The organism is Clostridium lacusfryxellense (genome assembly GCF_018861735.1).
In the GTDB taxonomy this organism is placed as follows: Bacteria; Bacillota; Clostridia; order Clostridiales; family Clostridiaceae; genus Clostridium_AD; species Clostridium_AD lacusfryxellense.
On sequence record NZ_JAHLEB010000034.1, the window covers coordinates 22107 to 46540 of the forward strand.

The 24434-nt window shown below is 32.1% G+C and carries 24 protein-coding genes and 2 riboswitches; of the genes, 14 read left to right on the forward strand and 10 right to left on the reverse strand.

Going from position 1 to position 24434, the window contains the following annotated elements; genetic code table 11:
• Positions 1-50: 50 nt before the first annotated feature.
• The 8 genes from KPL55_RS17045 to KPL55_RS17080 all read left to right on the forward strand — a co-directional run bounded on the left by KPL55_RS17045 (position 51) and on the right by KPL55_RS17080 (position 8715).
• The gene (locus KPL55_RS17045) at positions 51-956 is read left to right on the forward strand and encodes an ABC transporter permease (protein ID WP_216307947.1); all 906 of its coding nucleotides are present in this window, start codon (positions 51-53) and stop codon (positions 954-956) included.
• A 2-nt stretch (positions 957-958) separates the two neighbouring features.
• Positions 959-1735 (forward strand): ABC transporter permease, encoded by a 777-nt coding sequence (locus KPL55_RS17050; RefSeq protein ID WP_216307948.1) that lies wholly within the window; start codon positions 959-961, stop codon positions 1733-1735.
• 381 nt (positions 1736-2116) lie between these two features.
• Complete coding sequence (locus KPL55_RS17055; protein WP_216307949.1) at positions 2117-3466, forward strand: aminotransferase class III-fold pyridoxal phosphate-dependent enzyme; 1350 nt, start codon at positions 2117-2119, stop codon at positions 3464-3466.
• A gap of 31 nt (positions 3467-3497) precedes the next feature.
• Positions 3498-5024 (forward strand): NCS1 family nucleobase:cation symporter-1, encoded by a 1527-nt coding sequence (locus tag KPL55_RS17060; protein ID WP_216307950.1) that lies wholly within the window; start codon positions 3498-3500, stop codon positions 5022-5024.
• A 63-nt stretch (positions 5025-5087) separates the two neighbouring features.
• Entirely contained in the window at positions 5088-6461 is a 1374-nt protein-coding gene (gene hydA, locus KPL55_RS17065) for a dihydropyrimidinase (protein ID WP_216307951.1), read from the forward strand.
• A 4-nt stretch (positions 6462-6465) separates the two neighbouring features.
• Positions 6466-6792: a hypothetical protein gene (locus tag KPL55_RS17070; protein WP_216307952.1), complete on the forward strand. Its 327-nt coding sequence runs from the start codon at positions 6466-6468 to the stop codon at positions 6790-6792.
• Between the two features lie 18 nt (positions 6793-6810).
• Positions 6811-8022, forward strand: coding sequence for an NAD-dependent dihydropyrimidine dehydrogenase subunit PreA (gene preA / locus KPL55_RS17075; protein WP_216307953.1), 1212 nt, complete (start codon positions 6811-6813; stop codon positions 8020-8022).
• Positions 8023-8244: 222 nt separating this feature from the next.
• On the forward strand, positions 8245-8715 hold the full coding sequence (locus KPL55_RS17080) for a hypothetical protein (RefSeq protein WP_246599582.1): 471 nt from the start codon (positions 8245-8247) through the stop codon (positions 8713-8715).
• Between the two features lie 143 nt (positions 8716-8858).
• Here KPL55_RS17080 and KPL55_RS17085 read toward each other — a convergent pair whose 3' ends face one another.
• On the reverse strand, positions 8859-10256 hold the full coding sequence (locus KPL55_RS17085; RefSeq protein ID WP_216307954.1) for a hypothetical protein: 1398 nt from the start codon (positions 10254-10256) through the stop codon (positions 8859-8861).
• A 274-nt stretch (positions 10257-10530) separates the two neighbouring features.
• Here KPL55_RS17085 and KPL55_RS17090 point away from each other — a divergent pair, with 274 nt between their 5' ends.
• A complete protein-coding gene (locus KPL55_RS17090; protein WP_216307955.1) occupies positions 10531-11391 on the forward strand; it encodes a polysaccharide deacetylase family protein in 861 nt (286 codons plus the stop codon).
• Positions 11392-11409: 18 nt separating this feature from the next.
• On the opposite strand, the gene KPL55_RS17095 is transcribed toward KPL55_RS17090, so the two are convergent.
• Complete coding sequence (locus KPL55_RS17095) at positions 11410-12435, reverse strand: DUF3048 domain-containing protein (RefSeq protein WP_216307956.1); 1026 nt, start codon at positions 12433-12435, stop codon at positions 11410-11412.
• A gap of 257 nt (positions 12436-12692) precedes the next feature.
• On the opposite strand from KPL55_RS17095, the gene KPL55_RS17100 reads away from it, so the two are divergent.
• A complete protein-coding gene (locus tag KPL55_RS17100; RefSeq protein ID WP_216307957.1) occupies positions 12693-14138 on the forward strand; it encodes an NAD(P)/FAD-dependent oxidoreductase in 1446 nt (481 codons plus the stop codon).
• Between the two features lie 32 nt (positions 14139-14170).
• Positions 14171-14713 (forward strand): carbonic anhydrase, encoded by a 543-nt coding sequence (locus KPL55_RS17105; protein ID WP_216307958.1) that lies wholly within the window; start codon positions 14171-14173, stop codon positions 14711-14713.
• Here KPL55_RS17105 and thiT read toward each other — a convergent pair.
• Positions 14700-15350 (reverse strand): energy-coupled thiamine transporter ThiT, encoded by a 651-nt coding sequence (thiT, locus tag KPL55_RS17110; RefSeq protein ID WP_216307959.1) that lies wholly within the window; start codon positions 15348-15350, stop codon positions 14700-14702. The genes KPL55_RS17105 and thiT overlap by 14 nt on opposite strands.
• Positions 15351-15437: 87 nt before the next feature.
• Positions 15438-15542: riboswitch (TPP riboswitch) on the reverse strand.
• 279 nt (positions 15543-15821) lie between these two features.
• Between thiT and KPL55_RS17115 the strand changes: the two genes are divergently transcribed.
• From KPL55_RS17115 to KPL55_RS17125, 3 genes are all read left to right on the forward strand, one after another.
• Entirely contained in the window at positions 15822-16082 is a 261-nt protein-coding gene (locus KPL55_RS17115; protein WP_216307960.1) for a TM1266 family iron-only hydrogenase system putative regulator, read from the forward strand.
• 19 nt (positions 16083-16101) lie between these two features.
• On the forward strand, positions 16102-17520 hold the full coding sequence (gene hydG, locus KPL55_RS17120) for a [FeFe] hydrogenase H-cluster radical SAM maturase HydG (protein WP_216307961.1): 1419 nt from the start codon (positions 16102-16104) through the stop codon (positions 17518-17520).
• Positions 17521-17704: 184 nt separating this feature from the next.
• Positions 17705-18238 (forward strand): hypothetical protein, encoded by a 534-nt coding sequence (locus tag KPL55_RS17125; protein WP_216307962.1) that lies wholly within the window; start codon positions 17705-17707, stop codon positions 18236-18238.
• 49 nt (positions 18239-18287) lie between these two features.
• Here KPL55_RS17125 and metA read toward each other — a convergent pair whose 3' ends face one another.
• The 7 genes from metA to KPL55_RS17160 form a co-directional block, all read right to left on the reverse strand.
• Positions 18288-19217 (reverse strand): homoserine O-acetyltransferase MetA, encoded by a 930-nt coding sequence (gene metA / locus KPL55_RS17130; RefSeq protein ID WP_216307963.1) that lies wholly within the window; start codon positions 19215-19217, stop codon positions 18288-18290.
• 68 nt (positions 19218-19285) lie between these two features.
• Positions 19286-20575 carry an O-acetylhomoserine aminocarboxypropyltransferase/cysteine synthase family protein gene (locus KPL55_RS17135; protein ID WP_312887329.1) on the reverse strand — a complete coding sequence of 430 codons (1290 nt, stop codon included), beginning with the start codon at positions 20573-20575 and terminating at the stop codon, positions 19286-19288.
• Positions 20576-20688: 113 nt separating this feature from the next.
• A riboswitch (SAM riboswitch) is annotated at positions 20689-20796 on the reverse strand.
• Between the two features lie 77 nt (positions 20797-20873).
• Positions 20874-21332 carry a YbaK/EbsC family protein gene (locus KPL55_RS17140; RefSeq protein WP_216307965.1) on the reverse strand — a complete coding sequence of 153 codons (459 nt, stop codon included), beginning with the start codon at positions 21330-21332 and terminating at the stop codon, positions 20874-20876.
• A 31-nt stretch (positions 21333-21363) separates the two neighbouring features.
• A complete protein-coding gene (locus KPL55_RS17145; RefSeq protein WP_216307966.1) occupies positions 21364-21912 on the reverse strand; it encodes a hypothetical protein in 549 nt (182 codons plus the stop codon).
• Positions 21913-21936: 24 nt separating this feature from the next.
• The gene (locus KPL55_RS17150) at positions 21937-22674 is read right to left on the reverse strand and encodes a sensor histidine kinase (protein WP_216307967.1); all 738 of its coding nucleotides are present in this window, start codon (positions 22672-22674) and stop codon (positions 21937-21939) included.
• A 65-nt stretch (positions 22675-22739) separates the two neighbouring features.
• Complete coding sequence (locus KPL55_RS17155) at positions 22740-23198, reverse strand: hypothetical protein (protein ID WP_216307968.1); 459 nt, start codon at positions 23196-23198, stop codon at positions 22740-22742.
• Entirely contained in the window at positions 23134-24222 is a 1089-nt protein-coding gene (locus KPL55_RS17160; RefSeq protein WP_216307969.1) for a cobalamin B12-binding domain-containing protein, read from the reverse strand. The genes KPL55_RS17155 and KPL55_RS17160 overlap by 65 nt, the downstream gene beginning before the upstream one ends.
• Positions 24223-24434 lie beyond the last annotated feature (212 nt).

Here is a 24434-nt window from a genome sequence, read left to right on the forward strand (position 1 = left end):
ATTTAAAATATAATATATTTAGATAAAAATGAAGATGAGGGGGTATAACTATGCAACGGGAATATTCAAAATTAAATAAGGGGGTACACAATAAAGATGTACCCCTCTCCATTAAATTAAAAAAGATGGTAGATCCTAAATGGATTATGATATTACTACCTTTGGCTTTTATTTTAATTACAACATTTGTACCAATGGTTAACTTATTTAAACTAAGTGTAGTAGATGAGAATGGTTTTACATTAAAATATTTAACGCAAGTGTTTACTGAGCCAATATATTTAAAGGTTATTTTTCTTACTCTAAAGATTGCAATTTTAGTTACATTAAGCTGTTTGGTGCTTTCGTATCCTATCTCATATTTTATTGTTAAGCTAAAATCTCAAACATTAAAAAAAATAGTGTTACAGCTTATTATGATACCATTTTGGATAAGTTTATTGGTTCGATCTTTTTCATGGATAGTTATTCTACAAGATCAAGGGGCAATTAATACTATTCTTAAATACCTAGGCATTATAAATAAACCTATTCCTTTACTTTTTAACACAACTGGAGTTTTGATAGGAATGACACATGTTTTACTGCCATATATGATTTTGAATGTATACTCTACCATGGAAGGAATTGATAGAAATTTAGTTCAAGTAGCAGAGGGTATGGGTGCAAAACCAACAAGAGCCTTTTGGGAAATATTTTTTCCATTATCTGTTCCTGGAATTTTATCTGGATCAATGCTGGTATTCATTCTTGCACTTGGGTATTTTATTACCCCGTCGCTCCTTGGTGGTGCACATGATATGACAATTTCCATGCTAATTCAAAATAATATAAGCAACACTTTAAATTGGTCTTTAGCATCAGCTCTTGCCTTGGTATTATTCTTAATCACATTAGTATTGCTAGGTGGATTACTCTTTTTAATGAGAAACCATCCTGCAATTAAGGAGGAGTAATTATGTGGCTTGCGATCATAGCAATTTTGATTTTACTTTTCATCATACTTCCAATATTAGTACTTATACCATTATCATTTACTTCGTTAAACTATTTTAAATTTCCACCAACTGGATTTTCTCTAAAATGGTATCAAGATTTTTTGCAGAATGAAGAATGGGTTGAATGTTTTTTTAGAAGTCTTGAAGTTGCATGTTTAACTGCAATACTTGCTATAATCATAGGTACATTAGCATCACTTGCAGTTACTCGTATTAACTTTAAACACAAAAAAGCATTTATGGCATTGATGGTAGCGCCTATGGTAATCCCAGTAGTGATTATTGGTGTGGCACTTTATAATTTCTATGCCCCTTTGAAATTAAATAATACTATTATGGGGCTTGTCTTGTCTCATACATTAATTGCAATACCAATTGTATTTATAACTCTTACTGCTGGCTTAAAAGGTGTAGATTCTAACATTGAGCTTGCAGCTGCTGGTCTAGGTTCAAAACCTATAGGTGTGTTTTTCAAAATTATATTACCTCAAATTAAACCTTCTATGTTATCTGCATGTTTATTTGCTTTCATAACTTCGCTTGATGAGATAACAGTAACAATATTTTTATCAGGCACAAAAACAAAGACCTTACCAATAGCTATGTGGGAAAGCATGAGAAACAATATTACCCCAACTATAGCTTCGGTTTCAACAATTTTGATATTTGGAACTATAATTTCGTTTATGTTACCGGAACTTTTCAGGCTTTTATTTCGTAAAAGAAATTTGGGCTAAGCTATAATAAAAAGATTGTATTAATCATCATTATGATTAATACAATCTTTTTATTATTTGCAAGTTGTTTAGTGGTATAATTCACTAAAAGGGAATTTACAAAAAAAGTATTATATAAAATAATGATTTTGTTTTTATTATAAATACTTCCTTATATTGAAATTATACTCTGATTTACAAAAGGTGTATAGAAGAAATGTGTTGATTTTACAGTGGTTAGTGTAGAGTGTACAATTGAGGCCTATGATGTTTGTACCTGGTGGACATATGAAAATGATTAGTGATATGATAAATTATATATATGATAATTATTAAGAGAATTCAACAAAATGACATAAAAAATAAATTATAATTCATTATATTTAAAGTGAAATTCATTAAATGGGAGTGATTAAAGTGGATAAATTAGAAGTTAAAAAAATTAAGGAAGATGATAAAAAATATAATTTACATTCTTGGAGTGCTCAAGGAAATTTGAAACCAGATGTAATAGAAAAAGCTGAAGGCATTTATTTTTGGGATAGCGATGGGAAGAAGTATTTTGATATGTCCTCTCAACTTGTAAATCTTAATGTTGGTCATGGTAATAAGAAAATAATTGAAGCAATAAAAAATCAAGCTGAGAAAATGGCATATATGGGACCAGGATATGCTGTGGATGTTAGATCTGAACTTGCAGCTAAGGTAATAGAAAAAGCTCCTGATAATATGTCAAAAGTATTTTTTACTTTAAGTGGAGCAGAATCTAATGAAAATGCAATAAAAATAGCTAAGATGGTTACAGGAAGAAATAAAGTATTTTCAAGATATAGGTCCTATCATGGAGCATCTTATGGCGCAGCAAATCTTTCAGGTGAACCAAGGCGATATACTTGCGAACCCGGGATTCCAGGCTTTGTAAAATTCTTTGATCCATATATTTATAGAGAGGGTATAGAGTTTAAATCTGAAGAGGCTGCAAGTAAGTATTACGTTGATAAACTTAGGGAACAAATAATATATGAAGGTGCAGAGTCTGTAGCTGCAATCTTTATTGAAACTATAACTGGAAGCAATGGTGTTATAATACCACCTAAGGGATATTTAAAAGGTCTAAGAGATATATGTGACGATTATGGGATTATGCTTGTATGTGATGAGGTTATGACAGGTTGGGGACGAACTGGAGAATGGTTTGGATGTAATAACTGGAATTTAGAACCTGACATGATTACCTTTGCTAAAGGAATAACTTGTGGGTACGTTCCGCTAGGTGGGGTTATAGTGAATAAAAAAATAGCAGAATACTTTGATGATAATGTTTTAAATTGTGGACTTACTTACAATGCACATCCCTTAAGTTGTGCTGCTGGTTGTGCAACTCTTGAAGTATATGAAGAGGAGAAACTTATAGAGAATTGTAAGGCTATGGGCAAAGTATTAGGTGAAGAATTAGAAAAATTAAAAGAAAAACATACATCTGTAGGTGATGTAAGATATATAGGGTTATTTTCAGCATTAGAACTCGTTAAGGATAAGGCAACAAGAGAGGCGATAGTTCCTTATGGTAAAGATCCGGATAAAATCATGGGTAAAATTGTAGGGAAATTAAAGCAAAAAGGATTTTCTACTTATTCTCATGAAAATTGCATTATTGTTGCACCTCCATTAATAATAAAAGAAGATGAGCTTAAAGAAGCTTTAGTGATGCTTGATGAAGTACTAGATTATGTTGATAAAGAGTTATTATAATTAAAAATGAGAAAATAAGGGGGACTTAATTATGTCAAAAACAATAAAAACTCAAAGAGAGATAAATGGGTTATTCGAATTAACAGAAGGCGCAATAATTAAAGTAAAGGATAGTCCATACTATAATGATGACTTAGCTGCAACAAAAATAAAAGAAAGAACTTGGGGAGCATATAATATTGCAGCATTATGGATAGGCATGTGTGTATGTATACCTACATACATGATGGCATCTGGAATTATGGCAGCAGGGCTAACATGGTGGCAAGCACTTTTAAATATTACTCTTGGAAATCTTATAGTATTAATTCCAATGCAATTAAACTCACATGCTGGTACTAAATATGGTATACCATATCCGGTATTTGCAAGATTATCATTTGGAATAAAAGGATCTAATATAGCTGCTATGGCAAGGGGAATTGTTGGAGCAGGTTGGTTTGGAATTCAATGTTGGATAGGTGGAGAAGCAATAAATACAGTATTTTCAACGTTAAGTCCAGCTTGGTCAAACTGGTCTCTGGGTATATGGGTTTCTTTCTTTGCATTTTGGGCTGTGAATGTTGCAATAGCATATAAAGGACTAGAGGCTATAAAGTTTATGGAGTCATGGGGAGCTCCGATACTTGGAATAATTTCATTGGCTTTAATGTATTGGGCTCTTACTTCCGTATTGGGCGCAGGAAAAAGTGTAGGGGATATATTCAATATGCCTGTAGCGAATAAAGCTCCACATTTCTGGAAGACTTTTATGGTAAGTTTAACAGCAAACATAGCATTCTGGTCTACATTATCTTTAAATATTCCTGACTTTAGCAGATATGCAAAAAGTCAAAAAGATCAAGCAAAAGGACAGATATTAGGATTACCTTTAACTATGCTTGCATTCTCATTTGTAGGTGTATTTGTAACAGGAGCTACAAAAGTTTTGTACGGTGAATTTATATGGGATCCGGTACAAGTTATTCAAAAAATAGATACACCAGTAGCTGCAATTCTCGGAGCAGTAGGAATAATAATTGCTACACTTACTACAAATATTGCAGCAAATGCAGTTGCTACATCTAATGATATTTCAAATTTAAGCCCTAAAAAGATATCATTTAAAAATGCAACACTAATAACTGGTGCTCTTGGAGTTGCAATAATGCCTTGGAAACTTATGTCATCTGCAAGTGCATATATATTTGGATGGCTGGGAACTTATGGCTTGTTACTTGGACCTTTAGCTGGTATATTTATTGCAGACTATTATATTCATAGAAAAAAAGTTATAGATGTATATTCTCTGTTTGCTGGAAGTGAAGGACGTTACTGGTACAAAAATGGATATAATCTTAATGCTGTATATGCTTGGATCCTGGCAGTTATACTACCTGTCATAGGCAAGTTTGTACCAAGTCTAAGTTTTTTAGCTGACAATGGTTGGATAATTGGATTTTTACTAGGAATGCTAATATACACTCTACTTATGAAAAATGATAAAGTTAGTATTTTATCAGAAGAAGAAAATGAAAAAATTACAGAAGTGAAAATAGAAAATACAAAGGTTTCTTAATTTAAAATATAGCTTCTGTGCTAATGTACAGAAGCTATACAATTTATGAGAGAGGTGTGAATAATGGATATAATAATAAAAAATGGAACAATAATATCAGCAATAGATACTTTTAAAGGGGATATAGGAATAGAAAATGGAAAAATATCTGTTATAGGAGAAAATATTATAGATCCACTAGCTAAAATAATAGATGCTAGTGGTAAATATATACTTCCTGGTGCAATAGATGCTCATACTCATTTGCAAATGCCTTTTGGTGGAACTGTCTCCGCCGATAGCTATGAAGCTGGAACAAGGGCTGCGGCATGTGGAGGTGTAACTACAGTTTTTGATTTCGCTATCCAGCAAAAGGGTGATGGAATAATTCAAACTGCTAAAAATAGAGATGCACTTTGTGCACCACAGGCTTGTGTTGATTATGCTTTTCACGTTGCAATTACTGACCTTACACCTGAAGTTCTTGAAGAATTCAAAAGCGCAGTAGATTATGGAATTCCAAGTTTTAAGGTCTTTATGGTTTATAAAAAGGAAGGTTTAATGGTAGATGATGCAGTACTGTGTAAAGCACTTAAAAAATCTGGTGAAACCGGAGCTATGATAAGTGTTCATGCTGAGAATGCTGATTTAATTGATTCGAGAGTGGAGGAATATTTAAGTGAAGGTAAAACCTCTGCTTGGTACCATTATTTGTCAAGACCTGAATTTGTGGAAGCTGAAGCTGACAAAAGAGCTATACATTGGGCAAAAGCATTTAATGCCCCATTATATATAGTTCATTTAGCAAATAAAGATGGAATGGACGAGGTTAAAAAGGCGAGAAGTGAAGGTTATGAAATATATGCAGAAACTTGTCCGCAATATTTAAATTTCACAAGTGAAGTTTATAAAAGAGAAGATGGAAGAAATTTTGTATGCTCTCCACCTATTAAGGGTAAGGAAAGTCAGGATGCCTTATGGGAAGGGATAAAGACTGGAGATATATCTACTATTGCAACAGATCATTGTCCTTTTAAAAGTTACGAGAAGGATTGGGGAAAAGATAATTTTACTAAAATACCAAATGGATGTATGGGAGTAGAAAATATGTATCCATATATGCTTAGTGAAGCTAACAAGGGCAGACTTTCGTTTAATAAAGTTGTAGAGTTATGTTCCTCAAATCCAGCAAAAATATTTGGTTGTGCACCAGCAAAAGGAACTATTGCTCCAGGAAGCGATGCGGATCTAGTAATTTATGACCCAAAGAAGGAAGTTACTATATCAGTAGATAATATGCATTCAGATGTTGATCATACTATATGGGAAGGCACAAAGGTTAAAGGATATCCTGTAATGACAATATCTAGAGGCAAAATAGTATTTGAGAATGGAGAATTTACTGGGGAACCAGGTTGGGGAAAACTTTTAAAAAGAAAAGGGAGAAAGGTAAGGTAATATTATGATTAATAGATTTATAGTTGAAGAAGAAATTAATAGATGCCTGCTTTGCTTTGATGCTCCCTGTAGCACAAAATGCCCCATAGGTAAGGATCCTGCAAGTATTATAATGTCTTTAAGATTTAAAAATAATAAGGCTGCATCGCAAAAATCAGAAGACTTAGACTTAAAGTATGGTACATGTTCAGAGGCATGCCAGAATGAAATTAGTTGTGTTAAAAACTGCATAAGAGGTAAAATTGACAGGCCAATAAAGATACCTATGCTTATGAATTATATTAGTAATGAAAATAAGATTAGCATTAAAAATAATAGTGATGAAAAATAATATTAAAGGAGGTAGAGAATGGGTAGTAAAGATTTATCCATAGACTTTTGTGGCATTAAGTGTGAAAATCCATTTTTTCATTCCTCTTCAGTTGTAGGAAGCAATTTTGAAATGTGTGCAAAGGCATTTGAAATGGGCTGGGCAGGAGTGGCTTTTAAAACAATTGGTTTTTATATATCAAATGAAGTTTCTCCGCGATTTGATATAATAGGAAAAGAGTCAACGACATTCATAGGACTTAAAAACTTAGAACAAATTTCTGATCATCCACTTGAGCAAAATCTAGAGTGGATGAAGCAGCTTAAAGATAAATATCCGTCTAAAATATTGATTGCATCAATCATGGGTGAAACGGAGCAGGAATGGACTGAACTTGCAAGAATGGTAACTGAGGCTGGAGCAGATATAATAGAATGTAACTTTTCTTGCCCTCAGATGGCAAAGGAAGCCATGGGCGCAGATGTAGGACAAAATCCTGAACTTGTAAAAAGCTACTGTGAGGCAACTAGAAGAGGAAGTCATCTTCCGATACTTGCTAAGATGACGCCGAACATTGGGGATATGGTAATACCTGCAGTGGCCTCAATAAAAGGAGGCGCAGATGGAATAGCTGCTATAAATACAGTGAAAAGTATTACAAGGGTTGATTTAAATAGTTTAGCACCATACCCTTCTATTGCAGGTAAATCATCAGTATCTGGCTATTCAGGAAAAGCTATTAAGCCTATAGCATTAAGATTTATAAATGATTTAGCTAAAAGTCAAGAATTAAAGAATATTCCTATAAGTGGTATGGGAGGTATTGAAAACTGGGAGGATGCTGTTGAGTTTATTCTCCTTGGAGCTTCAAACTTACAAGTTACCACTGCAGTTATGCAATACGGCTACAGAATAATTTATGACTTAATAAGTGGTCTTTCATATTATATGGATGAACAAGGCTTTGATAGTGTAAGCGACATAGTTGGGAAAGCACTGCAAAATGTAGTATCTGCGGATGAGTTACCTAGAAATTTTATAATATATCCTTTAGTTGATAAAACGTTATGCATAGGTTGTGGAAGGTGTTATATATCCTGCTGTGATGGAGGACATCAAGCAATCGAATGGGAAAGTAGTAGTAGAGTTCCTTCCATAATTAAAGACAAATGTGTGGGTTGCCATTTGTGTGGACATGTATGTCCAGTAAATGCTATAAGTCAAGGAGAAAAGAAGTATAAAACATCTTAGGAGTTTTTACAGAGGTTGGTAATAATTTGTTAACAATTTTGACACTTAAATGCAACAATTATTTGTTAGTATTATTTATAGAGGCAGAAGCATCGTTAAAAGCTCTGCAAAAATAATATTAAACAACCATACCAAAACATCACTGGCAAAAAATTATATTAGGTCAGTTTTAAGTTGGAATTTATGCATAGCCTTTAAGGGCGGAAATGGAGACAAATTATTATGAAACGTAAAGCTAAAGATTCATCTAAAAAACCAGGGAAATTTATTTTCTCAACAGTATTATATGTTGTCGCTTCTCTTGTAGCAATTATAGGAGTTGCATTATTAGTTAATAATATTGTCTTATTTAAAAATACTGTAAGTCAATATGTAGCACAGGGATATAGTGCTCAAACTGTTATTAATGAATTAAGGACATCTCAATTACTTCCAGGAATATTTGAACCAGTAGCTGTATACGGTGGAATAGCATTTATCTTATTAGGTGCAGGCAAAATCAATAAAAAGGTTTCAAAATGTCTAACATTGTTAACAAAAGTTGAGGTTAACAATGATGTAAATGAAGAAAATATTTTAAAAGAAAGTATTTTCGAAGAAAACATCGGAGTAGAAGATGCTAAAGTAGAAGAAGTTGCTGTAGATCAAAATATTGTTGATGTTGAAACTAAAAAAAATTCAGAAACAGTTTAGCACACAGATAACTGTTGTGAAGATATAAAGACAAAATAAAACTAAGAAAAGATTGCTTCAGTTATTACTGAGGCAATCTTTTTTTTATATAATAAAAACTTGTGGATATTTGCTATGAATATTTTATTAAGAATAATGTTAACCTAAATAATAAATATAGCTACGATTGTAGTAACTACTAAACCTATAATTACTGGTTTAATATTTTTCTTAGCAAGTTCAAAAGGATCAACACCACAAATAGCAGCTACTGGTATTACAGCCCAAGGAATTATTGTTCCTCCACCTACCCATATTCCAGCTATTTGACCTAGTGCTGTAAGGGTAGCTATGCCGCCACCTAAAGTAGTTGAAAAAATTTTAGCAATAGAACCAACCAATGGAATTCCTGAGAAACCGGAGCCATCAAGACCAGTTATTGCACCAACAATTGTTATAGTACCTGCTGAAACAACTTTGCTCATTGGAACTAAATTTGAAAGCGCAACACCTAAGTCATTGACAATTCCATTGGAATTTGCAGGAAGTATCTTGCCGAAAATATCATTCAGTGCTGAATCTCCTAAATAGAAGAAAGCGGCTATGGGAATAACGATACCAAATATTTTAAATCCAAACTGCAACCCGCTAACAAGGTTATCTGTAATTTTCTCTAGTGAATCTTTTTTATAAGTGAATACTGAAACCAAACTTAAGACGAATACAGCTGTGCCTCCAATAAGAGCAGTTGCATCTCCACCCTGAAGTTTTGCAGTATACATTATATAAATGTCCAAAGCGAATAGAACTAGTATTAGTATTGCTAAAATTCTTCTTGTTTTTTTAGAGGAAATAAGCATCGTATCTTTTACAATAACTGTCCCTGCTTGGGTTTGGGTACCTTCAATTAGCAATCCCGCTTTAATATCCTTCCTAAGATAATAAAAAGCTACAGTAGTTGTAACTATACCCATTGTGATTACAAGTGGAATGCTTGCAGATATAACACTAGCTATAGGTATTCCAGCCCCACCGGCAGTAAGTTTAGGAGCTGCCTGGATTATATAATCACTTGATAAAGCTATGCCGTGTCCGAAAAGATTCATTGAAATAGCAACTCCTATGGCCGGCAGTCCTGCTTTTATAGCAATAGGCAAAAATAATGCACCCACAAGTGCTACAGCTGGTGATGGCCAGAAAAACCAGGACAAAATCATCATAACAATTCCGATAACCCAATAAGCAACCCAATAATTTTTAATGACTCCCTTAAAAGGAGAGACAATTTCATCATTTATACCAGAAGCGACAAGGGTATTACTCATAGCAGTTACAATCGATATTATGAAAATTGTAGGCATCAATTCTTTTGTTGCGTAAACAAAACTATTAAACACACCCATGGTAGACTTTGAAATAGATCCTGTACCTGCGATCCCTAATAAAAAGATTCCTAATATACATATAAGCGTTATATCCTTTTTCTTTATCATGGCGAATATTATTATAATAATGAAAATGAGATATATATAGTGTAGAGGTGTTAGTGTTAAATTAATCATCTGCTACTCCAATTAGTATTATTGTAATATTAGGTTATGACAAAAATACATGCTTGGTTACAAGATATTATGTAGATATTTGTATTATTATTTTTGAATATGAAGTATGGTAAAGGATACTAAAGAAATATAAAAATTATGATAATATATAGAGAATACTCTAGTACTATTGAGTATTTTATATTAGAATAAAGTATATATAAGTTACTTAATGAAATAATAAGTAGTGTAAGTATAGTAAAAAATCATTTTTTACTATCACTAGGAGGTTACTATGAGAAAAAAAATATATCTGATACTTATGTTATTTATTTTAATGACTATGTTGGGATGTGCAAGACCTAAGACTACTGTAATAAAAAAAATTGCACCTGTCACCCCAGCAACTGTAGTTAAGCCTGTTGTAAAAGAGCCAGTTGAGACTTCTTCAATACCTGCCTTTGACAAGACGGCCGTTATGTTGCCAACAGGTAAAAGCGTTCCAGTTTTAATGTATCACTCAATTTCATACCAAAAGGATAACCCTGTGCGGATTCCAATTAAGAATTTTGAGGAGCAGTTAAAATATTTAAAAGATAACGGGTATTATACCATCACACTTACAGATTTATATGATTATTTTATGACAGATACGCCAATACCTGAAAAATCTGTGGTTCTTACTTTTGATGATGGTTATGTGGACAATTATACAGCGATGCTACCAGCTCTTAGAAAGTACAATTTCAAAGCAACAATTTTTGTTATTACATCGGCGATTGATAAGAATGCTAACTATTTGACATCAAAGCAACTTATTGAAATGGAGAAATACGGTGTAGATATAGAAAGCCACACCGTGAATCATGAAAATTTAAAAGATATGCCTAAGGATAAACAACTTGAAACTTTAGTGAATTCCAAAAAAGATTTGGAAAAAATATTAAATAAACAAGTGAATTATTTTGCCTACCCTTATGGTGGATATAGCAAAACCGCTATTGAAGCTGTACGAGAAGCTGGGTATAAAATGGCTATCACAACTGATGGAAGATGGTCATCCAAAAGTGATGGTATACTCTCTCTACATAGGGTTTACATAAGTTCATTCCATGACATGGCAGAATTCAAAAGAAGATTAACTAATACAAAGTAAAGAGGAGTTCATATTTTTTTATTTAATAACTATCTTGGTACTTTTATCAACTATATTCCACCAAGTTTTCCCAAGATTTAGTGGCAAATCATTGCCTAAATCATCAGTTAGAATAGTTTGGGAGGTAACATCTTTTTTAGACCAATGCATTTTAGTGAATTTACCATTACTAATAACATAACCATCTCCGGATCCTACAAGAGCTATGTCTAAACGGTATTTATCAACTTGTGTTTTAATGGTGGTAATTTGGACTACTATATTTTTAATGCTTAGAGGAATATTATCTTCTTTATTATTTGCAGATTTTCCATCCATGCTTTTAACGTACTTTCCATCACTATAAGTGTAACTCGTGTTATAGCTGCTATTCATTTTTAAAGATATATTTGTTGCAATAGATAGTTTATCATTATCCCAGTAGCTCTTATCAAATTTTAATTTCACAGTAGGTGTTGTTGAAAAACCTTTTGTTTTAACAAGTGTTTTTAATTTTTCGCTAGAGCTATAAAGGTTATGAGGAGCTTTTCTTGTGTTATCTCTTAAATATGTTTGTGAATATGTCATTTCATTCATGCTTTTTAAGTTTTCAGTTTTTATTTTATCAAGAGCTTCTGCGCTTCCACCACAATGAGCAAAAGGCAAATTATACTCTTTTGAAATATCTAGAAAATAAGGTCTTGCACTTCTAATTGGTCCGATTTTAGCTGCGCTATCCTTTTGAAATAATGCAATAAATCTAGGGGTACCACCCTCAGCCATGGTTTCATAAACTATATCCGCAGCATTTAGTCCGGATTGTGGTCTTGCACCTACTGAGTTTTCTACTATGGCAAGAAAAGCAATATTATCTGATATTTCCTTTGTTACTTCTTCACCTGTATAGGGAGAGAGGTATTTTTGCGTAGTTTTCACGGGGGTTTCTGTTTTGACGGGTGCGGATTTGCTAGGAGTTGGTGCAGGCTCAGCTTTTTTGCTACACCCTTGAATAATAAAACTTGCAGAAATAATTATACATAATAGTAACTTGACCTTATTTTTCATATTGTACATCTCCTTAGTAAATATTATAGATTATCATCCTAAAATCAATTCCTTCAAATGATTGCAATCATTTGCAATCATTTGAAGTATCATATATCTAGTATCTTACTAATGCATAGAAATGTCTATTATAATATAAAAATATATACTATAATATATATTAACAAAGATTAAGTATTAAAGACTTTTAGCTTTTAATAAAATATTAGGTTCTAATAAGATATTAGGTTTCAATAAAATTCTAAGGGGTGATTTTTATGTATGATGTAATTATTATAGGAGCAGGTGTAGTAGGAGCAGCTATAGCGAGAGAACTTTCAAAGTATGAACTTAAAATATGTATTTTAGAAAAAGAGGATGATGTTTCTACAAAAGCTTCAAAGGCAAATAGTGGTATAGTTCATGGTGGATATGCTGCTAAATATGGTACATTAAAAGGTAAGCTATGTATAAAAGGAAATAAAATGTATAGAAAGTTGAATGAAGAATTAAATTTTGGGTATAGACAAACAGGAGCTTTGGTAATTGGGTTTAATGAAGAAGACGAGAAAAAGATAAACGAGCTTTATGAAAACGGTCTAAAAATGGGATGCGATGATTTAGAGATTATAAGAGGATCTAAACTAAAAGAAATAGAGCCATACTTAAGTAATGAAGCGACTGTAGCACTATATGCAAAAAGCGTAGGTGTTACCTCACCATATGAATTTACTATAGCATTGATTGAAAATGCTATTACTAATGGGGTTGATCTAAAACTTGAGAATGAAGTTAAATCTATAGAAACCTTAGAAGACAAATTTATTGTTCATACTAGCAAGGAAGATATAGATTCAAGATATGTTATAAATGCTTCTGGGCTTCATAGTGATACCATAGCAAATATGGTAGGACTGGATTATTTTAAAATTCTTCCAAAGAGAGGCGAATATATTTTAATGGGTAAAGATCAAGGTCACCTTGTAAATACTGTTATTTTTCAAGTGCCTACAGATAAAGGAAAAGGAATATTAGTTACTACTACATATCATGGAAACTTTATGATAGGACCTAATGCAGAAGAAGTTATCAATATGGATGATGTATCAACTACCACAGAGACCTTGAAAGATGTCATTATCACTGCCAGAAGGTCGGTACCTGATTTTAAAATTCGTGGAGCATTAACTACTTTTTCCGGAATTAGAGCTATCAGTAGTACAGGAGATTTTATTATTGAGGAAAGCAAAGTAAAAAGATTCATAAATGTAAGTGGAATAGATTCGCCTGGACTTACATCGTCGCCTGCAATTGCTGAAATGGTTATAGATATACTTAAAAATTCAGATGCAAATCTTACAATTAAAAATAATTTTATACCTTATAGAAAAGGGATTGTTATAAGAAAAGATAATAGTTTTGATGGGAAAATAGATGATATGGACCCAGCAAAGAATATAATATGCAGATGTGAGAAGGTTACTGAAGCAGAAATTGTGGATGCTATTCATAGAAATATAAAAGTTAACTCCATAGATGCAATCAAAAGGCGTACTAGAGCTGGAATGGGGACATGTCAAGGTAATTTTTGCAAATCTAGAGTTAGAACTATAATAGCAAGGGAATTAAATATTTCTGAGGATAAAGTAAGCCAGCGAGGCAATAGTGATCTAAAGCCACCAGTTAGGGCGGAAATAAATTTTATAAGGAAGTTAAAATATTAGAATCATTAAATTCTATGGAGGTAAATACTGATATGGATAGATTAATTAAGATTAAGAATAAAGAGGATATATTTGATGTTTATAAAAACACACCAATAAGCATTTTATTAGAGTACCATAACTTAGGGACACCATATGAGGCGGTAACTAGTCCACAGATGTTAATAGGAATGTGTATGGATAACAGAAAATATCTTCATATACCAAATAACTTTGCATATATAATTCGTTCAGGTGGAGGAACTTTGAGGTTTAGTGAATTTAAGGTTTCATATTCTATAGCAATAGGTGGAATTAGAACTATTGCGCTTATAGCCCACAATCATTGTGGAATGGTTAATCTAATGTCAAAAAGGGATCAATTTATTAATGGGCTTGTAGATATAGTAGGCTGGGAAAAACAAAGAGCGGAAGATCATTTTATGAACTTCGCTCCTATGTTTGAGATTGATAATGAAATAGTGTTTGTGCTTGAAGAGGCTAAAAGGTTAAGGGCTAAATATCCTAATATACTAATAGCTCCATTATATTATAATGTTGATGATAATTTTTTATATCTAGTTAAAGAGGATTAACTAAATCATCTCTTATAGCAAGTTTTGATAAACGTTTTATTGGCAGAAGCCCAATAATTACACATGTTACAATTGTTTCAACGCTCATATATGAACCGTTATATAATAGGGAATATAAATAAACTGAGGTTCCTTTTGGAGCATAACTTCCAAAGAATACTACGCCAGATATGAAATGGCATGAAAACCTTGCTAGCATAGCGAGGACTACTCCAAGAAGTATTCCCTTAGTATTACGTGATTTAAAGTAACCGACTATACCGATAGCCATAAAAGGAAGGGGATAGTCAAACAACACTTGTACTGGGTGGAGTGCGAATGGATTCATTACAAAATTAATAATTCCCAATAAAAAGCCTGTTAGAAAACCAACTTCAGGTCCGTAAAATAAAGATATAAGTACAATTGGAACCATGCTTCCGGCAGTAACGCTACCACCTTGAGGTAGTTTTAAAATAGTGATTAATTGTAATACAGTAGCTAAGGCAATAGATATGCCTATTAGAGTAATCTTTTGGGTAGTAAACTTAATTTTTCTAATCTTAAGTATTGCAAAAATTAATAAAAGAACACCCAGTAGTGCAAAAATAGTAGTAGGACTTTTTGCGATTTCAGTGATACTTTTGCTAAAAATCATTTTCATAGCCTCCAAGAATTATGCTACAGAAGTATTATGGTGAAAATAAAAAAACTATATTCACAAAAGGAATATAGTTAATGTATTTATACATTTTAACCGCTTTCCTCCGCTGGGATTATCCAGATCAGGTATAAGGGTCAATGAATAAAATATTCATATCTCAGCCACAAGGCACCCCTAGCACATATATTATTATTTATTTTAATTATATAACAGTATATTACATTTTGCAACTTGCTTTTTATGGGCAAAAGTGGTAGGGTTTATGTTGATATTAAATTAACAAATTCAATTATATATTTATCGTTCTGATCGCACAAGGGTTCGTCCCGAGTGGGAAGGCGAGAGAATAGTTGTAGTGTTATCAATGAGCATACTTTTAGGAGTGTATCTTTGATTTTAACATACTATCCTTGTGCCTTTGCAGGTGCAAGGATTTTTTAATTTATAAAAGAAAGGATTTTGCATATGGATACAAGAATCGCTCTAATTGGAATCATAGTTGAAAACACAGATGCTGTCCTGGAACTAAACTCAATTCTACATGAATACAGAATGTATATTGTAGGCAGAATGGGGATTCCGTATCAAAAACGCAAAATCTCTGTTATAAGTGTAGTTGTGGATGCTCCAAATGATGTTATCAGCGCTTTATCAGGCAAGCTTGGAATGCTCCCACATGTAAATATTAAAACACTTTATTCAAAAGTACCACCTACTGTAGAATAAATAAAAAGGAGATTATATTATGTATGATAATAAGTCTAAAAATGCAATAGAATTTATTGATGATCAAGAAATTATGGATTCAGTTGCTTATGCTAAAAAAAATAAAAATAATCGTGAGTTAATTGATAGTTTAATAGAACGTGCTAAAGATTGCAAGGGATTAACTCATAGGGAGGCAGCTGTACTTTTAGAATGTGACTTGGAAGATGAGAATGAAAAAATGTTTAAACTTGCAAAAGAACTTAAGCAGAAGCTTTACGGTAACCGTATTGTTATATTTGCTCCTCTATATCTTTCAAATTATTGCGTAAATGGTTGCGTATATTGTCCTTACCACGCTAAAAACAAAACAATATCTCGTAAAAAGCTAACTCAAGAGGAAATAGTGCAAGAAGTTATAGCACTTCAGGATATGGGACACAAGAGGCTCGCTCTAGAATCAGGGGAAGATCCTATGAACAACCCTATTGAATATATTTTAGAAAGTATAAAAACAATATATAGCATTAAACATAAAAATGGAGATATACGTAGGGTTAATGTTAACATTGCTGCAACAACCGTAGAAGAATACAAGCAACTCAAAGAAGCAGGTATAGGTACGTATATACTATTCCAGGAAACTTACAACAAGAAGAGTTATGAGGAGCTTCACCCAACAGGACCGAAACACAACTATGCATATCATACTGAAGCTATGGACCGTGCAATGGAAGGTGGCATTGATGATGTTGGTATCGGAGTTTTATTTGGTCTAAATATGTACCGTTATGACTTTGTTGGACTACTTATGCATGCAGAACATTTAGAAGCAGCTAAAGGCGTAGGTCCACACACAATTAGTGTTCCACGTATTTGCCCAGCTGATGATATTGATCCGGATTCCTTTTCAGATGCTATCTCAGATGAGATGTTTGAAAAAATTGTAGCAATTATACGTATTGCTGTTCCATACACTGGCATGATTGTTTCCACTCGTGAATCACAAGCAACTCGTGAAAGAGTGCTAGAGCTAGGTATATCTCAGGTAAGTGGAGGTTCATGTACAAGTGTTGGTGGATATGCGAAAGAGGAATCAGAGGAAGATAACTCAAAGCAATTTGAAGTAACAGACACTCGAAAATTAGATGAAATCGTAAATTGGCTTTTAGAACTTGGTTATATTCCAAGCTTTTGCACTGCCTGTTATAGAGAAGGGCGTACAGGCGATCGTTTTATGAAGCTTGTTAAGTCAGGTCAAATAGGAAACTGCTGTCAGCCTAATGCACTAATGACGCTTAAAGAATACTTGGAGGATTATGCATCTGAGGATACTAAGAAAAAGGGTGAGATATTAATTCAAAATGAAATTCCAAATATAAAAAGTGAAAAAGTTCGCGAAATTGCAAAAGAATATTTGAAAGAACTTAATGATGGGAAAAGGGATTTCCGTTTTTAAATAAAAAATAAATAAAAGTTAAGATAAAACTGGTACCTGTAGAAAAGACATTTTGATAAAAATGTTTTAGCTGTAGGTACCAGTTTATATATTTTCCCCTTATTAAATTATTAAAATATGTTATATTCATTAGCGCAAAAGGGAACAATAAATTTAATATATATTTATAAAAGGGGTAATAATTATGAAAAAAAGATTTGTATTAATAGCAATAGTAGTATTGGTCTTATCCACAATATCATATCCATCAAAAGCTATGACTAATCAAAAAAATAATTTTAAAAAGGAAAAAATAGAAAATGTAGTACCTATTAAATTAATTAAAGATAACACTGTACAAAGTAGAAATTTTGAAGATTATATTAAACTAATAGGTCTTAGTAAGAAACAACTTATAGATACTATTGGAGAAAAGCCAACTACAGTTGATGAGGGTGGTTTAGAGTTTTTTAAATATGGAATTAGAGTTTGGTTTGAAGGTTATGGAACTGGGCCAGTGCAGCAAGTTTACACAGATAAAAAAAATGTTGACTTTAGAGGTGTGAAAATTGGGGATAAAATAAGCGATTTCAAGAAGATATTTGGAAAAACAGTACAGCAAAATACTACTTCTGCATATAGCAATTTCGAGTATAATGGGATAATATTATCTGTATATTATAACCCAAAAACAAAAATAACTTTTGCAGTATATATTTTAGATCAAGTTGCTAAGTAAAATAATTTAAAACATATTAAAATGTAAAGCTGCTGAAATTTCAGCAGCTTTATATACAGTAGTCTAAACCTTCAACTAAATTGTAAGGTGTCTCCTGGTAAACATAATAATTTAACCAATTTACAAAAAGTAGGTTTGAATGGCCCCTCCATTTTACAACAGGTGTTTTTGAAGGATCATCATTTGGGTAATAATTATCAGGAATGTTTATTGTTAATCCATTTGCTATATCTCTATCATATTCATACTTTAAAGTTAATGGATCATATTCTGAGTGTCCAGTTATAAAAATTTGGCGCCCTTTTTTTGCTGATACAATATAGATTCCAGATTCGTCAGATTCAGATAATATTTCAAGTTCATCTATTTTATCAATATCAGCTTTTCTTATTTCTGTATGTCTTGAATGTGGAACAAAAAATTCATCGTCAAATCCACTTAAAAGTTTAACGTTTTTTCGCATTATTTTGTGTTTGAAGACACCAAACATTTTGTTGTCTAGTGTATGTTTTTGAAGTCCGTAATGATAGTGAAGCCCTGCTTGAGCACCCCAGCAAATATGAAGGGTTGAGAATACATTGCATATACTCCATTCCATGATTTGTTTAAGCTCTTCCCAATAATCCACATCTTCAAAAGGTACAGATTCAATAGGAGCTCCAGTTATAATCATTCCATCAAATTTAGAATCTTTTATTTCATCAAAAGTATTATAAAACTTAATTAAATGTTCTTCAGATATATTTTTACTTGCATGACTTTTAGGGTGAAGAAGTACAATATCAATTTGGAGTGGAGAGTTCCCAAGAAGTCTTAAAATTTGTGTTTCAGTTTCAATTTTTGTAGGCATCAGGTTTAGAATTATAATTTTTAATGGCCTGATATCCTGATGAAATGCTTTGTCTTCAGTAATAGTAAAAATATTTTCTTTACTTAAGGTTTTAAATGCTGGAAGATTATCAGGTATTTTTATTGGCATTTAGATCCTCCTTGTTATTAGGCACCTCTCAAAAACATCATGATAGGTGCCTAAGTTAATTTTGGAAATTATTGAACTGATTTCTCTAGAGCTTGTTCCAAATCATATATAATATCATCAATACCTTCGACACCAATTGAAAGTCTTATTAGATCTTCAGTAACGCCTGCAGCTTTTTGCTCTTCTTTATTAAGTTCTGCATGAGTTGTGCTCGATGGATGAATTACAAGCGATTTTGCATCTGCAACATTTGCAAGTAATGAGAATAATTCTACGCTGTTAATGAATTTTTTACCAGCTTCAAGTCCACCCTTTATTCCAAAAGTGAATATTGATCCTGCACCTTTTGGAAGATACTTCTTAGATAATTCAGTATATTTACTTCCTTCAAGTTCAGGGTAATTTATCCATGAAACACTTGGATGTTTACTCAAAAATTCAACAACCTTTCTAGCGTTTGAAACATGTCTTTCAACTCTTAGTGACAATGATTCAAGTCCCTGTAGGAATAAGAATGCACTCTGAGGACTAAGTGTTGCGCCTGTGTTTCGAAGTAATTGAACTCTAGCTTTTAAAGCAAATGCTGGAGCTCCTAAATCAGCATATACTAGTCCATTGTAGCTTTTATCAGGAGTTGTAAAATCAGGGAATTTGCCGCTTCCAGCCCAGTCGAATTTGCCAGCATCAACTATAATTCCACCTATAGTAGTACCATGTCCACCAATGAACTTTGTTGCAGAGTGGATAACTACGTCAGCTCCAAACTCAATTGGACGGCAAAGGAAAGGAGTTGCAAAAGTACTATCAATAATAAGTGGTATTTTATTTTCATGTGCAATATTTGCTACTGCCTCTATGTCTAAAATATTTATTTTAGGATTTCCTATTGTTTCTCCGTAAAGTGCTTTTGTTTTGTCAGTTATAGCTTTTCTAAAGTTTTCAGGATCATCTGGGTCAACGAATGTTACATTAATTCCAAGTTTTCTAAGTGTTACATTAAATAATTCATAAGTACCACCATATAGAGTACTTGCTGCAACAATCTCATCCCCGCAGCTTGCCACATTAAGTATTGAATACAATATTGCTGACATTCCTGAAGCTGTAGCAAGTCCTGCAACACCGCCTTCAAGTGCAGCAACTCTTTTCTCGAAAACATCTGTAGTTGGGTTCATTATTCTGGCATACACGTTTCCTGGTTCTTTTAACTGAAATAAATTTGCTGCATGATCTGCATTTTTAAAAACGAATGATGATGTTTGATAAATGGGTACTGCTCTTGAACCTGTAGTAGGGTCAGGTACCTGTCCTGCATGTACTTGTAATGTTTCAAAACTTAATTTTCGCTCGCTCATAATAAATTCTCCTTTTTAATAATTATTTTTTGTAAAACAAAAGCTGCTATCCGATAAGGATAGCAGCATGATTAACTTTAATAAACAATAAAATTGTATAATAAAATTTGCTAACATCCTTATCTTTCAGATTTTACAATCTGATGGAATTGACACCATTGCATTAAAAAAATGCTGGTTGTCGGGCATCATCGGGCCAGTCCCTCTGCCGCTCTGGATAAGTTGTATTTAGTTATTAATGACTAGTATATTACTGAAAAAAGCAATTGTCAAGCATTTGTGAATATTTAATTAAATTAATTTATTTACATACATCAATAAATAAAGCATGTGTAAGCTCTTGCATTTTTAATGGCGCGATTTTTAATGCTGTAAATGCTGACCCAGCTGCTGGGTAAACATATTCATAGTTCTCAATGGATACATCTATGTATACTTCTAGGGGATTTAATAATCCAAATGGACAAACTCCGCCAACTGGATGACCTGTTATGTCTGCAACCTCATCATGCCCAAGCATCTTGGCTTTTGTTTTAAAGAAGTCTTTATATTTTCTATTATCTATTCGTGCGTCTCCTTTAGTAACAATTAGAATATTTCTATCTTTAAGACTAAATGATAATGTTTTAGCAATAAGTGATGGGTCAACTCCAAGGGTAATCGCGGCAAGTTCAACTGTAGCACCACATTCTTCTAGCTTAAATACTGGATCTTCAAGTCCATTTTCAATAAAGAATTTTTTTACACTTTCAACGCTCATAAAAAGGCCTTCTTTCATTTATTTTATAATCTTATTTTTGAATTGTTATAAGTCTTTTGTAAAATATACTAGATACAAATAACTGGCTTACTCCAACCAAAGCTCCTTCGATAATAAGCATTATACCATATTTGAGAATATTTCCTTTCATAACTTTCATTATAATCTCGTTCATATGAGTTAAAAAAAAGTAATCAGTAAGCATTATGCCAATCCAGAAGCTGAAACTTATAGCGATTGTTAAAGTTAATGTTGACAAAATCGTATTAACTTTTTTTTGGCGTAACTGAGTAAGTATAAATGCTACGGCACAATAAAATATTATAAAAAAGAACTGTATATTGAAAAATATTATACAGAATACAATTACTGCTAAGTAGAGAGTGAATATTTGTTTTTTCTTTTGATTTATTAAACATAGATATAAAACTAAAGGTACTATAAATGCATTAAGTATATTTGTGACACCTTTAAACAATGAAAATGAAATAAAAATAAGTGCCATCGCCATTGCTCCACGTGTAATTATATTTAGATTTATTGTAATCATCTCTTTTCTCATTTGATTTTTATAACTCATTTCAAAATACATATTGTTATTATATTAAGAGTCCTTCTTTGACAAAGGAATTGTAAAAGAAAACTCTGAGCCTTTACCAATTTGACTTCGTAGCGATATAGAGCCTCCATTTTGCTCAGTGAGATTTTTACAAAGCACCAAACCAAAACCTGTTCCTTTTTCACCTTTAGTACCCCGAACAACATTGTTTTTAGTTAAGTCAAAAATAGTATTTATCTTCTCAGTTGACATTCCGAGCCCGTTATCAATTATAATAATTTTTGCAAATCCTTTTTCCATTATAACTTTAATATTTAACTGACCATCCATATTCGTAAATTTTATTGCATTTGAGACAAGATTTCTAAGTATTACTTCAATCATGCGCTTATCAGCATATACATTAGGGTTATAGCTTAATTCTTCAATAATATTAATCTTTTTTTTAGCTGCAATTCCTTTTAAGATATCTATAGCAGGGCGTATTGATGTTAAAAGAATAAAGTTTGTTGGGTGAAAAGATAATTCACCAAGCTCACTTTTTGACCATTCTAATAGGTTTTCAAGTAAATGCATACTCTTAGCTGCGGAATCGCCAAGGGTACTAAAAAAATTTTCTTCCTTCCACTCCTCATATGTACTCTTATCGAATGCAATCAAGTTCATACTTTGAATTATATTGGCTAGAGGTGAACGTAAATCATGTCCGATTATTGAGAAAATTCTATCCTTGGTTGTATTAAGCACCTCTAGTTTTCTATTAGTTTCTTCTTTTTTTTTCATTAAGTCTGAAATAATTGAATTCTTTTTATAGAGTTCACGTTGTATATTAATTACATCATTATTAATTACAGCAAGCTCTTGGTAATTACCAGGAGCTTGCTGTAAAATTTCATTTTTTCACGTAAAAAATTTACAGGAGCATTGTTTATCTTTATTAAATCTTCATAAAGACCGAGGTAGTTTGTGAAAAATGTAATAATATAATTATTGTCATATTCAACTCCACCAAAATCCATAAAAATTGTAGTATTATTATCATCAACAACGCCAATTTCATCTCCAAAAGACACCTTTTCATTTTTTAATGTTAGACTAAAATCTAAAAACTTATGTATATTATTGGGTTGTACTATTTTAGAGACACTATCAGTCGCATTTATATTAATATTAATATTTTTGATTGCTATAATTTTTGTTATTATGAAATTTGAATCGCAGGCAATTACAATCCATTTTTCATCATATGACTTCATAAGCACCAGTACTACTACAAAGGTTTTCTGACATTGAATAAACCTCTTCAAAATCACTTGAAGAAGCATCTGCACCAATTTTTTTCCATAAACTTTTGTCCATGTTAAATGGATAACCACCCACAGTTATAGGAGTAGATATTCCAGAATCTTTTATTGCCTCAATTAAATCCAGTACTTTTGAGATATTAAATGTCATTGAACAAGAGATTGTAATTATATCTGGTTTTTTTTCATTAATCATTTTAATTATCCCATGGTGAGACATATTGGCCCCTAAATAGTATGTATTCCAACCACAATATTCCATATAGTCACAGATCATTCTTATACCAAATTCATGAAGTTCTCCCTGAACACATGTACCTAAAAATACCTTTTTGTTTTTAGGTGTAGAAAATATGCGCTCATAAAGCAGGGACATTGCTACTTGGGATATGGCAGTTGCAAAATGCTCCTGTGCTACAGTTATTTTATTTTCATGCCATAGTTGTCCAAGTTCTAACTGAAATGGTTGTAAAATATATCTGTAAATATCTTTAATTTCAATATCACTTCTGGATATATCAGTAAAAAGTTTAATTGCCGATATTTTATTACCAGCATAAATAAACTCACTGTATTTATTTAAAAGCTCTTTAAATGGATTATCTTCTTGAAAATATGAGATAGATTCATATTCTTCATTTTTTAGAGACTCTATTCCACTCACAATAAACTCATTAATTTTAGAAAATAATTCTTTATCGATTAAACCTGTATCAAATCTTTCTTTAAACACTTCTTTTGTACAAATATAAAATATTTCGATTGAATTTACAGGAAGTTTAAGATTAGTAAACAAGCCATTAACCCAGCGGTTGTATTGCTGAAAAAGCAACTTGCTATCTGCTTCAATAGATGAAAGTAAATAATCTATATTAGTTTTTGCATCTTCTAATGCATGAATTATACCCTTAGCACCATATCTATTAAATTCTGGTTGAATAATGTATTGCCTATCGATTATATCCTTTATAATAAAGGGAAGATTAGGTCTTAAAAGGTCAATTTTAAACTTTATTGTACCCATCATAATAGACGCCTCCATATTATTATTATTATTATATATAAATCTACATCTTAAAAATCAATTTAACGTTTTATCCTGCATATATATATTTTATACTTATAATCTAAATTATGTTATATATATTTATAATAAATGAATATAGTTTGTCTATAAATAATTAAACTACAGGCTAATTATCAATTAAGTGGACAATAAAGTAAAAAAATCATTAAAAT